Origin of the sequence: Halolamina sp. C58 (assembly GCF_051195095.1) — an archaeon.
Lineage (GTDB): Archaea > Halobacteriota > Halobacteria > Halobacteriales > Haloferacaceae > Halolamina.
The window spans coordinates 59,764-72,031 of sequence record NZ_JBNTJY010000002.1; the positions used below are offsets into that span (position 1 = coordinate 59,764).

The window sequence follows — 12,268 nt, forward strand, 5'->3', positions numbered from 1 at the left end:
CCCCGACTCAAAAAGCGTTGCTGCTGGCCGGATCCGCCGCAGCCGCCTCGCGGCGTTTAACTCCGGCCGGCCACAACCCCCGGCGATGGCAGACGACTACGGCGGCATCCTCGGCGCGTTCCCCTACGCGTTCCGGCGGAGCGACTCGCTGCTGTTCCGGTCGTACGTGCTCGTCGCCGGGCTCGCGACGCTGCTGTTGGCGCTGACCTGCGTGCTCGCGATCGTCGTCGTGTTCGGGCAGACCGCCGGCGCCCGCGGCGGGAGCTTCACCCTCTCGCGGTCGTTCATCGCCCTGCTGGGGCTGCTGGCGGTGCTGCCGATCGTCGGGCCCGTCCTGCTCGCGGCGCGCACGCGACGGCGTGGGGGCCGGCTCAGCAAGTCGTACGACCCGCCGGCGAACTACGAGCCGCTGCTGGCGGTCGGCGGCTACCTGTTCCTGCTCTCGCTGTACCTCGGCCTGATCGCGTCGATGCCCGAGACGTTCGTCCTCGACGGCGAGACGGTCACCCGACCCGAACCCTCGGGTCTGTTCGCGCCCGTCCTCGCCGCGCTGTACGCGCTTCCGGCGGCCGCCTCGCCCATCCTCCCGCTCACGGCGGCGGCGGTGATTCTCCTGATCCACCGGCGGCTGCGCTGAGCCGCGGGCGAAATCCGGAAGGGGCTCGGGCGCCCAGTGAGCGTATGAGCGACGCCGAGATCGACGACGCGGTCGAGGGGACGTTCCTCGTCACGCACGCCGACGACGACAGCGCAGTGTTGCGGGACGTGGACCGCGGGCAGGTGCACACGCTCTCCTCGAACCCCGGGCTCTCGGAAGACGACGCCGTGGAGGGGGTCGTCGCCCCCGAGCCGCCGCTGGAGGTGACTGCGGAACTGGTCGAGGTCGAGGAGCGACGCTCGCTGTCGATCAGCGAGAGCCGCGAGCCGCCGACGAAGCAGGAGCAGGAGATCGCCGCCGCACAATCCGTCGGCGAACTCACGAAGGAGGAACGCGCCGGGATCGGCGAACTTCACGTGATCAGCGTGCCCGAGGAGGAGACGGAGGCGGCCGTCGAGGACGTGCTCGAGGACCGCGAAGCGACGCTCGGGCGTGCAGCCCGCCTCGGCGTGAACCGGGTCGAGATCCGCTCGGAGCCGGGGATCGTCAGCGTTCGCTACCTGCCGTAGCCGTCGGTCTCACCCACACCGTTATTCCCCTCGCCGCGTCAGGGGAGGTATGACCGTCTACGAGACCGACCTGCCCGGGGTCGGGCGGAAGTTCGACCTCGACCTCGACGCCGGGGGGGTCGTGTCGGTAGTCGTCCACCACGACGGGCGGTGCGAGCTGTACCGCCGCCCCGCCCGCGACGAGAGCGGGGAGAAGCTGCTCGACCTGAACGGCGAGGAGGCGAACAAGCTGGGCTCGATCCTCGAGGGCGCCTACTTCGAGTCGGTGAACGTCGACGCGCTGTCGGCGCCGCTGGGGGACGCGATCATCCAGTGGGTGGAAGTGACCGAGGGATCGGCGTTCGACGGCACGACGCTCGGGAACGGCGAGTTCGAACACGAGACGGGCGCGACGGTGATCGCGGTCCAGCGCGGGGAGGAAACGGTGTCGAACCCCGATCCCGACTTCGAACTCGCGGGCGGGGACCTGCTCGTCGCGGTCGGCACCCACGAGGAGCAGGCCGCGCTGAAACAGCGCGTTCAGGACTGATCCGTCGCCGGGAGTCGTTCCGCCACTCGCTGGATCAGTCCCGCGTTCCGCATCAACACCGTTCCGAGCACGCTCGTCAGCAGGACGTACCCCACCGTGAACGCCGGGATCGTCTCACGCAGCGCCGGGGTGGTTCCGGCGGTCAGGAGGAACGCGGCGATCACCAGCGAGAACTCCCCCCGGGGCACCAGGGCGGCGCCCATCTTCGACGCCCCCTCGACGGAGAGCCCCCAGCTCCGCCCGGCGGCGTAGCCGCTGCAGATCTGGCCGGCGACGGTGACCGCCGCCGCGGCGAGCACGAGCCCGGCGACCGAGCCCACCACCCGCGGGTCGGTACCGAGCCCGACGACGAAGAAAAAGACCGCCGCGAACAGGTCCCGGCTGGGCGCGAGCAGGTCCTGAATCCGGGCGGCGTGGGAGGTCTGCCCGAACGCCGCGCCGACGAGGAAGGCGACGATCGCGTCGCTGACACCCGCAGCAAGGCCGAAGCCGGAGACGAGCGCGGTCGCGCCGAGCACCGCGAGCAGGAACAGCTCGCCCGAGCGCACGTCGAACACGCGGTCGACCCACTCGCTGCCGTAGTACGCCAGCAGCGTGAGCGCGGCCAGCACGACCGCCGCCTGCCCGAGCGTCCGGCCGAGGGAAGCCACGTCGGCGCCGCCGAGCAGCACCGCCGAGAGCACCGCGAACGCCGCGGCGGTGAGCACGTCCTCGATCACGATCACGCCGAGGATCGCCTCGCTTTCGGGGTCGGCGATCCACTCCAGATCGATCAGCGACTTCGCGATGATCACCGTCGAGGAGTTGAACGTGATCAGGCCGACGAACAGCGACTCGACGAGCGAGAAGCCGAACGCGAGGCCGACGACGATCCCCAGCGGGAAGCTGACCGCCACGTCGACGGCGCCGGAACGGAGGAACTGCGAGCGCTTCCGGATCAGCGAGGCGAGGCTGAGTTCGAGGCCGACGAAAAACAGCAGCAGCACGACGCCGAGATCGGCGAGCAGGCCGACGACCTCCGTGGACTCGACGACGGTGAGCGAGACGCCGCCGACGGCCGGCGCGTACGGGCCGAGCAGGACGCCGACGAGGATGTACGCCGGGATCACCGACTGGCCCAGTCGGAGCGCGAGTAGCCCCCCGAGCGCCAGCGCGGTCAGGAAGATCCCCGCGGTGAGGACGAGGTTCGCCTCGACCATACCCCGAGGGGACGCGCGGGGGGAATGACTGTTGCGGTGGGGCTATCCGGCGCCGAACGCCGCGGCGAGCGTCGCGACGTACAGCACGCTGCTCACGGCGGCGAACGCCGCGTAGACGAGCGCGGGGACGGCCAGCGACTCGGTCGCGTCGTACGCCGCGGCCGCGACGCCGATCACCGCAGTTCGGGTCGCGACCACGAGCACGCCGCCCGGGGAGCCGACATCTGGCACGAGAACGGCTGCGACGAGTCCGAGCCCGAGGAGCACGGGGAGCCACGGCAGCACGCCGGGCGAGCCGTCGCGTTCGTCGGCGTAGACGCCGACCCCGAGCGCGAGCACGAACAGGATCGCGACCGCGGCGCGGTCCCCCCAGATCGACAGCCACGGGCCGTTCCCGAAGCTGCCGTACGTGACGACGGTCGGCGCCGCCAGATAGGCCCCAAGCAGCGTGGTCGCGACGACGGCGAGAGTGCGCTCGTCGCCGAGCGCGTGCCGGAGCGCCCCCTGAACCAGCCCGTGGTAGAGCAGCGCCATCCCGGGCACGAACAGCGCGATCCGGGCGAGCGTGCGGACGGTGAAGACGCGACCCGGGTCAGCGACAGTCGACGCGACGTGATCGACTCCCGTCCCCGTCCGGACCGCGAGGTAGAAGAACGGGAGCGTGGCGAGAAGCGCCGTCGCGGCCACCACGGCGGCGACGAGCCGTCCGTCGTTCCGGTCCGGCATCGAGGTCGGGAGCGGGTAGCCCCGCCACGCCGCGCACGACGCGACGAGCACGCCCGCCCAGCCGAGGGCGAGCGCGTTCCGGACGAGCAGCAGCGACGTGGCGCTGTCGAGGAAGAACGGGTCGAGCGCGGCGTCGAGGAGGACGGTTCCGGTGACGAAGCCGAACAACAGCGTGACGACGATTGCGAGTTCGACGACGACGGCACGCTGGCGCAATGCGTCGAGGGAGGCACGGGCGGCGTGGCGGGGAGCCATACTCTGAGCCGACGGCAGGGTCGTAAAAATAGCTTCCCGTGGCGCTACTCGTCCTCGAACTTCAGCGCGACCGAGTTGATGCAGAACCGCTTGCCGGTCGGCTCGGGACCGTCGCTGAACACGTGGCCCAGGTGCCCCTCGCAGTTGGCGCAGACGACCTCGGTGCGGGTCATCCCGTGGCGGGTGTCCTCGCGGGTCTCGACGGCGTCGTTCTCGGCGGCGTAGAAGCTGGGCCAGCCGCAGCCGGAGTCGTACTTCGTCTCGGAGTCGAAGAGGATCTCCCCACAGCCTTTACAGCGGTAGACGCCGTCGTCGTCGCGGTTCACGTGCTCGCCGCTGAATCGGGCCTCGGTGCCGCGCTCGCGGAGGATCTCGTACTCCTCCTCGGTGAGCTGTTCGCGCCACTCCTCGTCGGATCTGTTCGGTTTGGTGTCCGGCTCGCTCATGGGTGGTGTTGGGGGTGGACGGGTCTAACGTTTCCGCCGATTTAGTTGGTGAGTGGTTCGTCGGTGCTTGACGGGACGTGGCTGTTGCGACTGCGACGGTAGTCGGCTCCCGCGACAGCAACAGCATCTCGACGCCTGGCCACTTGTACCGCAACCGCACCGCGATGGTCTTCCCCGCATCCTCGCGGGTCACTCCGTTCCCCGCTCGGTATCCCGCGGCCTCCTGTCAGTCGGCCGCGCCTCCTCCCCACGGGCTCGCCGACCGGTGGCGAGCCCTCGCGTCCACCGCGACCGCACCGCTGCTGCGGTTGGCGCGAAGCGCGAGGGACGAGTGAGCGACTGTAAGGAGCGAACGAGTCGGCTGGGGAGGTCTGAGGCTGCGGCGCGGTGCGGTCACAAGTGGTCTAGCACCGAGATGCTGTCGCAGTCGCTGTTCCCGTCTCGAACGCAGTCGCGGTCGCTGTTCCCGTACGTGACAGGTCGTTCACTACCACGACTATCCACCAAACCTACACCAGCCGCTCCTTCGTCGACGCTCCCGGAAAACCGAACGTCCGTGAGGAACTACCGACAGAGCGCCCGCACGTCGTGCAGATCCGCCACCTCGTGGTCCGGCTGCACCGATAGCTCGTGGTGCTCGCGATGCGGCCGACGGATGAACGCCGACTCGACGCCGGCGTTGACCGCCGCGGTGATGTCGCTCTCCCGGTCGCCGACGTACAGCGCGTCCTCGGCGTCCAGATCCGACAGCGCCTTCTCCAGGAAATGTGGGTCGGGCTTCTTCCGGCGCAGGTCCGAGATCGTCGGCTGCCGGCCGTAGGCGGTGTCGAACAGTCCCGACACCCCGTAGTGGTCGAGCAGGAAATCCACCGTCTCCTGCTGGTTCGAACTCACCACGCCCATCGGGAGATCCAGATCCGACAGCGTCGACACGTCGTCGAACAGCTGCTTCCCGCCGGCGTGGACGTGCTCGCGCTGGGCCTCGTGGGACGCGCGATCCCGCACTCGCCAGAACTCCTCGACAGAGAGACCGTACCGCTCGCAGACTTCCGACAGCGACTCCGGCGTCACACCGACGACGACCTCCTCGACGTGCTCGGGATCGGGGTCGTCGACCCCGGCCTCCTCGAACGCACGCCAGGCGGCCTCCTGCAGCACGTCGTAGTCGGTGGTGTCCACCAGAACGCCGTCGTTGTCGAACACGACCGCGTCGTAGCTCATACGTATCAGACGTGAACGGCGGTGAAAAAGCTTGTGTGGGCCGAAACAGGCGGGCAGTCGGTCACCGCCGCGGTTGCCCGGCGGCGCTCAGTCGTCGGCGGTCCCCGCCGCCCCGTCGCTCGCCTCGTGGATTCGCTCCCCTTCGTGGAGCCGCGACGCGATCGAGTACGTCTGCTCGCGCTCGCGCCGGGTCGGGTAGTGCGCCGCGAGGTAGCGCGCGACCGCCGTCGCGAGCACGCGCCGCTCCGCGGGGTCGTCCCGGCGGTCGAACTGCCGCAGGCCGGCTTCGAGCGCCTGAAACGTGTGGAACCCAGTGTCCTCCCGCAGCAGCGCGCCCCCGAGTTCGGCCTTCAGCCGCTCGGGGTCGCCGCCGGCGTCGAGGAAGTTCGCGGCGTGGGCGCCGGCGGCGTTCACCTCGCCCTCCATCTCGAAGCAGTGCAGGAGTTCTCGAATCGCCGCGTCCGGGTCGGCGCTCTCGTCGATCGAGGGCTCGGGCGCCGGCGGCGTGTTGAGGAAGCGGTCGAGGTAGACGTTCGTCGCCGCGTCGTACACTCCGCGGTACAGTTCGGTCGTTGGCGCGCGCTGGGCCGCGCGGTGGACCGCGTTCGCGTACGTGAACGTGTGGTGCACCGTGTTCCAGTCGTTGAACTCGTTGGCCGTCGAGAACTGCGCGACGCGTTTGCCCGCCGCGAACGCCACCGCGCTGGCCAACTGCTCGACGGTCGCGCCGCCGCGGATCGCGTCGTCCAGCGCCGCGTACACGTCTTCGGGCTCCTCGCTGTGGAGGCGGTCGGTGAAGTCGTCGGGCTCGGTCCACTCCGTCCCCTCTCCTTCGGCGACCATCTCGTCCAGTCGGTCGAACGACTCGGCGCTGCGGCCCGCGAGATCGTCGGGCTGGCGCCACGAGGAGAGCTCCTCGCTGCGTTCCGCCATCGCGAGGCCGCGCACCAGCGACGCGAGCACGTCCGCCGTCTCGGGGTGGTCCCAGCCGATATGGTCGAGCGCCTCCGTGGCCTTGTTCAGGTGGTCGAACCGGTGGCCGGTGTCGAGGTAGCGGTGGTCCGTCGCCGCCGCCGTGAGCATCTCGGTCAGCTGCTCGGGCGTGCAGTCGGCGGCCACCGCGGTCCGGAGCACGCGCTCGGCGCCGTCGGCGTCACGCACCTCGACGTTCTCCCGGAACCACGCCTTCAGCCGGGAGAACGGCACGTCCGTCGCCTCGAACGCCTCCTGATCGAACTTCGGCGGCTGGTCGGCACAGTCGCTCGCGACCTGTACGAGGCCCTGATAGAGCGCGCGCTCCCGGTCCGCGGCGTCGAGGTCGGGCAGCCGGTTCTGCAGCGCCGTCAGGATCGTCAGCCCGGAGCTCCAGCCGCCCTCGCGGTACTTGGTGCCGAAGACGACGGCCGTCTCGAACGGCTCCACGGGGTCGACGCCGGCGCGCTGGAGACCGATCGCGGATTTGGCGAGCACGAGCCGGAGGTTCTGCTCCAGCCCGTCCTCCAGTCGCTCGGCCCAGTGGACCGCCGGCGGCTCGTCGCGCTGGGGGTCGGGATCGACGTACACCGTGCCGTCGACGACTTCGACGGGGTAGCTCTCCACGTCGTCGGCCCACGGGTCGAACGTGTCCCCACAGGAGAGTTCGAACCGCGCGTGGTGCCACTCGCAGGTGAGTACGCCCTCGTCGACGCTGCCCTCCGAGAGGGGAAAGCCCATGTGCGGACAGCGGTTGTTGACCGCTCGGAACTCGCCCTCGTGGTGGAATACGACGACGGGCGTGCCGTCGGCGCTCGCGACCGTCCTGCCCTCCTCGCGGAGCGTCGATTCGTCGGCGACTTCGACGAAGCCGTCGGGGACTGTGGCATCCATACCCACGGATGGGGCCGAGAGTCACTAAAGCGTATCCTGAAGAACGTTTCACCGCGTCGCTTCGACGAGGACGGGATCGCCGGCGGCTCAGTCGGAGGCCATCGCTGGCGCGTGGTTCTCGGCCATCTCGAGCACGTCGTCGAAGAAGTCGAGCGAGTCGTGGGGGCCGGGGTTGGCCTCGGGGTGGTACTGACGCGTGAGCACGTCGATCCCGACGCCCTCCAGCCCCTCGGCGGTGCCGTCGTTGACGTTGACCTGCGTGACCGCGAGCTCGCCCGGGTCCGCGACGCTGTAGCCGTGGTTCTGGGTCGTCATGATCACGCGGTCGGTGTCGAGGTCACGGACCGGCTGGTTCAGGCCGCGGTGGCCGAACTCCATCTTCTCGGTCTCACCGCCCAGCGAGCGGGCGACGACCTGCTGGCCTAGGCAGATGCCCGCGATCGGGAGCTCGCCCGCGAACTCGTCGACGACCGCGCCGGCGGCCTCGAAGTTCGCCGGGTCGCCCGGCCCGTTCGAGACGAACACGAGGTCCGGCTCGACGGCGGCCACCTGCTCCGGCGTCGAGTCGTACGGCAGCACGTGCACCTCGGCGTTCCGGGCGGTCAGCGAGTCGACGATCGACCGCTTCGCGCCGCAGTCCAGCAGCGCGACGGTGAGCCCGCTGCCCTCGTACACCTGCGGTTCGTCGACACTGACCTGCGCGCCGATGTCGGTGTGCTCGCTCATCTCGACGCACTGCTCCAGCTGTGCTTTGGCCTGCTCGGGCGTCGCGTCGGGGCCGGCGGCGACGCCACACCGCATCGCCCCCTGCTCGCGGATCGAGGTGACGAGATCCCGCGTGTCGACGGCGTCGATCGCCGGAACCCCCTCGCGCTCGAGCCAGTCGGCCACGTCCTCGGTGAACTCGTGGGCGACGGCGACTCGGGGCTGGACCGAGTCGGACTCGAAGCGCTCCTCCCGGACGCCGTAGTTCCCGATCAGCGGGTAGGAGAACGTCAGCGCCTGCTCGGCGTAGGAGGGGTCGGTCAGACTCTCCTCGTAGCCGGTGTAGGCGGTCGTGAACACTAGCTCGCCCCGGCCCGTGCCGGGGGCACGCGAGCGTCCCTCCACGACACGACCGTCGGCCAGCGCGATGTACGCGCTCATTACGAGATACGTACTCATCGTCGCGTATAACTGTGTCGTTCGAAGGTTTCCTACGAAATTCGTAATCGGTATGACGGGGGCGTCCCAGAGGACTGTATGGACGAACTCGATCGGGAGATCCTGAACATCCTCCGGCGGGACGCCCGGACGCCCTACACCGAGATCGCCGAACGGGTGGGGACCAGCGAGGGGACGGTGCGGAACCGCGTCGAGGGGATGGTCGACGACGGCGTGATCGAACGGTTCACCGTCACCACCCGAACCGGAAACGTGAAGGCGATGATCGAGATCTCGGTCGCGATGGACGTAAACACCGACGAGGTGGGGAAGCGGCTGGCGGAGTGGGACGAGGTGGACTTCGTCTGGCAGGTCTCCGGCGAGGACGACATCGTGCTGATCGTCGACTGCGTCGACACCCGCGCGGTGAACGAGCTCATCTCGCGGGCCCGCGAGCAGGAGGAGGTCGAGGAGAGCACCACCCGGCTGATCCTCGACGAGCGGCTCGGCACCTAAAGCGCTCCGGCGGGCGGATCGCGTGCCACGGCGGGAGCGTTTTTCCCTCCGAGTCCCCGACTGTCGAGTGCATGACCGACGCGCTGTTCATCGTCAGCGAGGAAGGCTACTGGGCCGAGGAGTGTATCGACCCGCTCACCACACTGGACGACGCCGGCGTCGACGTGACCGTCGCGACGCCGACGGGCGAGCCGCCGGTCGTCGACGAGCGCTCGCTCGATCCCGAGGACATCGGCGAGGAGGAGGCCGACCGCCTCCGCGAGATCCACGAGACCGACGAACGGCTGAACGACCCGCTCGCGGTGGCCGAGGCCGAGCCGGGCAGCTACGACGCGGTGGTGTTCCCCGGCGGCCACGGCACCGAGTGGGACATCAATCAGGACAAACACGCCCGCGCCGCGCTCCGGACGGCCGTCGAGGGGGAAGACGGCAAAGCGCTGGTCGTCTGCCACGCGGTCGGCATCCTCGCGTTCACCCGCGACAGCGACGGCGAGTTCCTCGCCGCGGGTCGTGACGTGACGGGGTTCCCCAACGCGTGGGAGGAGGGGATCGTCGACGAGAACGACCTCTTCGAGGGGCGGAAGCTGCCCTACTGGGTCGAGGACGAGGTGAAGACCGTCGGTGCGAACTGGGACGCCGAACTCGACGCGGACACGTCGGTGACCGTCGACGGCGATCTGGTCACGGCTCGGGGCCCGGGCTCCTCCCACGAAGCGGCGCTGACGCTGCTCGAGGAGCTGGGCGTCGAGGCCTGATCGGACTCGTTCGGCATCGAAGCGACCTTACCCCCGGTGGCCAATGACCCCCGTATGAGCACCGAGAACGCCGACGCGGGCGGGGGCACCGAGCCCCACCCCAACGCAGCGCAGGACGTGATCGCCGTCGACGGCGACGACGAACCGACCGGGCTCGCGAACCGCCTCGACGCCCACACCGGCGAGGGGCAGCGCCACCGCGCGTTCACCGCGCTGGTGTTCGACGAGGAGGGGCGGATCCTCCTCGCCCAGCGCGCCGCGAACAAGCGCCTCTGGGACACCCACTGGGACGGGACGGTCGCTTCCCACCCCGTCAAGGGACAGAGCCAGATCGAGGCCACCAAGCAGCGACTGGAGGAGGAACTCGGCGTCACGCCGGACCAGTACGACGATCTCGAAGTGACCGACCGCTTCGAGTACAAGCGGCGCTACGAGCGCGAGGGGCTGGAGTGGGAGGTCTGTGCCGTGCTGCAGGTGACGCTGCAGGACATCACGCTCGATCCGGACACCGAGGAGATCGAGGGGCTGCTCTGGGCGGACTACGACCTGCTGTACGAGAACCCCGAGTGGTACCGCCAACTGCGGCTGTGTCCGTGGTTCGAGATCGCGATGCGCCGGGATCAGGAGGGCGAGACGGTTGCGGACGGTCGTGTCGGCTTCGAGCGGTAAGCGGGGGTACGAACCGCAGACCGAATTCTTTCGGCGGTGGTTGGACAGCCACCGCGAACAGCAACTCGATCAGCGACCACGAACAGCAAGGGCATCTCGATCGTTGGCCACTTGCGACCGCACCGCCCCGCACCGCCCACAGACCTCCCCAGCCGACTCCCTCCTTCGCTTCGCTCAGTCGGTCGTCCCTCGCGCTGACACGCGGCACGAGGCCGCGTGCGCTTCGCGCCGACCGCCGCAGCGGTGCGGTGGCGGTGGACGCCTCGCGATCGGCGATCGCCGCCGATCGCGGGGGGAGGGGTGGGGACTCGGCGCTGCGCCGGACCCTGTGTCCGGCGCACTGCGGTCACAAGTAGTCAGGCATGGAGATGCTGTTGCTGTCGCGGTTCCGGTTGCCGTCGCGGTTGCTGCCACCGTCCCAGTCCAGTAGTCGACGATCAGACCGATCCCGAAACCCGACGAAAAACGGCCGAATCTACTCCTTCATCGCCCAGACACCCACGACACCCAAAAGCAGCGCCGGGACGAACGGCAGCGCCAGCATCGCCACCATGAACGGGACGTGATCCGCCAACAGCGTCGGGTAGACGTAGATGATCCCGGGAATCACCAGCGTCGCCAGCGCGACGACGGCGACGAGCAGCGTGCCGCTGGGGCCGCCCTGCTCACTCTCGCCGTCGGCGTCGTCCGTGCCACCCTCGACGCCGCCGGGCGTGTGCGTGTACCCGTCGTCCTCAGAGCTCACTGTCGGGCTTTAGCACCACCTTCCCAAAGCCCTCCCGGTTCTCCAGCATCTCGTGGCCGCGGGCGGCCTCGGACATCGGCACCACCTCCCGGATCCGGGGCTCGAACGTCCCGTCCCAGACGAGCGAGAGCGCGTCGTCGGCCTCGCCGGGGGTGGCCATCGTCGACCCCAGTACGGAGAGCTGGTTCCAGAAGATGCGGTTCACGTCGGTGTGGGGCTGCCCGCCCGCGGTCGCGCCGCAGGTCACCAGCTTCCCGCCTTTCGCCAGCGAGGCCAGCGAGTCCGACCACGACTCGCCGGCGACGTGATCGACCACCACGTCGACGCCGCGCTTGCCCGTCAAGTCCCGGATTCGCTCGGCGTAGTTCTTCTCCGTGTAGTCGATGACGTGGTCGGCGCCGCAGTCCGCGGCGTAGCCCAGCTTCTCCTCGCTGGAGGCGGTGGCGTACACCTCGCCGCCGACGTGGTCGGCGATCTGGACCGCCGCGTGGCCGACGCCGCCGGAGGCGCCGAGCACGAGCACCGAGTCCGTCGGCGAGAGCTCCGCCCGCGTCACGAGCATCCGCCACGCGGTCTGGAACACGAGCGACGCCGAGCCCGCGACCGCCCAGTCGACGCCCTCCGGGACGGGAACGAGGTTGTCCGCCGGGACGACGGCCTGTTCGGCGTGGACGCCGGGGCGGTGCTCGCCGATGATCTGGTAGCGCACGCACATCGATTCCTCGCCGTCGCGGCAGAACTCACAGCGACCGCAGGCGACGCCCGCCGACACCGCCACGCGGTCGTTCTGCTCGAACCGCTCGACGTTCTCCCCGACCTCGACGACGACGCCCGCCGCGTCGCTGCCGGGCGTGTGGGGCATCTCCAGATCGACGCCGGGCATCCCCCGCCGCGTCCACACGTCGAGGTGGTTCAGCGCCGCGGCCTTCACGTCGATCTTGACCTCGTCGGGGCCGGGCGTCGGGTCGGGGGTTTCGTCGTACTGGATCACGTCGTGGCCGCCGTGGCCGTGGAACTGGACGGACTTCATG

14 protein-coding genes are annotated in these 12,268 nt (G+C 69.8%); 6 read left to right on the forward strand and 8 right to left on the reverse strand.

Annotated features, from left to right (window positions below):
* Positions 1-85: 85 nt before the first annotated feature.
* From ACQUSM_RS10685 to ACQUSM_RS10695, 3 genes are read left to right on the forward strand one after another with little or no spacing between them, the layout of a single operon-like run.
* Entirely contained in the window at positions 86-637 is a 552-nt protein-coding gene (locus ACQUSM_RS10685) for a hypothetical protein (protein WP_435118436.1), read from the forward strand.
* Between the two features lie 44 nt (positions 638-681).
* Entirely contained in the window at positions 682-1,167 is a 486-nt protein-coding gene (locus ACQUSM_RS10690; RefSeq protein ID WP_435118438.1) for a DUF5812 family protein, read from the forward strand.
* A gap of 49 nt (positions 1,168-1,216) precedes the next feature.
* Positions 1,217-1,696: a cation:proton antiporter regulatory subunit gene (locus ACQUSM_RS10695; protein ID WP_435118440.1), complete on the forward strand. Its 480-nt coding sequence runs from the start codon at positions 1,217-1,219 to the stop codon at positions 1,694-1,696.
* Here the strand turns inward: ACQUSM_RS10695 and ACQUSM_RS10700 are convergent.
* The 6 genes from ACQUSM_RS10700 to carA all read right to left on the reverse strand — a co-directional run bounded on the left by ACQUSM_RS10700 (position 1,687) and on the right by carA (position 8,555).
* A complete protein-coding gene (locus ACQUSM_RS10700) occupies positions 1,687-2,895 on the reverse strand; it encodes a cation:proton antiporter (RefSeq protein WP_435118442.1) in 1,209 nt (402 codons plus the stop codon). The genes ACQUSM_RS10695 and ACQUSM_RS10700 overlap by 10 nt on opposite strands.
* 42 nt (positions 2,896-2,937) lie before the next feature.
* A complete protein-coding gene (locus ACQUSM_RS10705) occupies positions 2,938-3,876 on the reverse strand; it encodes a hypothetical protein (protein WP_435118443.1) in 939 nt (312 codons plus the stop codon).
* 44 nt (positions 3,877-3,920) lie between these two features.
* Positions 3,921-4,322, reverse strand: coding sequence for a peptide-methionine (R)-S-oxide reductase MsrB (gene msrB / locus ACQUSM_RS10710; protein ID WP_435118445.1), 402 nt, complete (start codon positions 4,320-4,322; stop codon positions 3,921-3,923).
* A gap of 564 nt (positions 4,323-4,886) precedes the next feature.
* Positions 4,887-5,543, reverse strand: a complete 657-nt coding sequence (locus tag ACQUSM_RS10715) for an HAD family hydrolase (RefSeq protein ID WP_435118446.1) — start codon at positions 5,541-5,543, stop codon at positions 4,887-4,889.
* 87 nt (positions 5,544-5,630) lie between these two features.
* Positions 5,631-7,409, reverse strand: a complete 1,779-nt coding sequence (locus ACQUSM_RS10720; protein ID WP_435118447.1) for a Rieske (2Fe-2S) protein — start codon at positions 7,407-7,409, stop codon at positions 5,631-5,633.
* A gap of 87 nt (positions 7,410-7,496) precedes the next feature.
* On the reverse strand, positions 7,497-8,555 hold the full coding sequence (gene carA / locus ACQUSM_RS10725; protein WP_435118448.1) for a glutamine-hydrolyzing carbamoyl-phosphate synthase small subunit: 1,059 nt from the start codon (positions 8,553-8,555) through the stop codon (positions 7,497-7,499).
* A 96-nt stretch (positions 8,556-8,651) separates the two neighbouring features.
* Between carA and ACQUSM_RS10730 the strand changes: the two genes are divergently transcribed.
* From ACQUSM_RS10730 to ACQUSM_RS10740, 3 genes are all read left to right on the forward strand, one after another.
* Positions 8,652-9,068, forward strand: coding sequence for an Lrp/AsnC family transcriptional regulator (locus ACQUSM_RS10730; protein WP_435118449.1), 417 nt, complete (start codon positions 8,652-8,654; stop codon positions 9,066-9,068).
* Between the two features lie 71 nt (positions 9,069-9,139).
* Positions 9,140-9,823 carry a type 1 glutamine amidotransferase domain-containing protein gene (locus ACQUSM_RS10735; protein ID WP_435118450.1) on the forward strand — a complete coding sequence of 228 codons (684 nt, stop codon included), beginning with the start codon at positions 9,140-9,142 and terminating at the stop codon, positions 9,821-9,823.
* Positions 9,824-9,877: 54 nt separating this feature from the next.
* Positions 9,878-10,492, forward strand: coding sequence for an NUDIX hydrolase (locus tag ACQUSM_RS10740; RefSeq protein WP_435118452.1), 615 nt, complete (start codon positions 9,878-9,880; stop codon positions 10,490-10,492).
* Positions 10,493-10,967: 475 nt separating this feature from the next.
* Here the strand turns inward: ACQUSM_RS10740 and ACQUSM_RS10745 are convergent, their stop codons facing one another.
* Positions 10,968-11,237: a hypothetical protein gene (locus tag ACQUSM_RS10745; RefSeq protein ID WP_435118454.1), complete on the reverse strand. Its 270-nt coding sequence runs from the start codon at positions 11,235-11,237 to the stop codon at positions 10,968-10,970.
* Positions 11,227-12,267 (reverse strand): zinc-binding dehydrogenase, encoded by a 1,041-nt coding sequence (locus ACQUSM_RS10750; RefSeq protein ID WP_435118456.1) that lies wholly within the window; start codon positions 12,265-12,267, stop codon positions 11,227-11,229. The genes ACQUSM_RS10745 and ACQUSM_RS10750 overlap by 11 nt, the downstream gene beginning before the upstream one ends.
* Position 12,268: the final 1 nt, after the last annotated feature.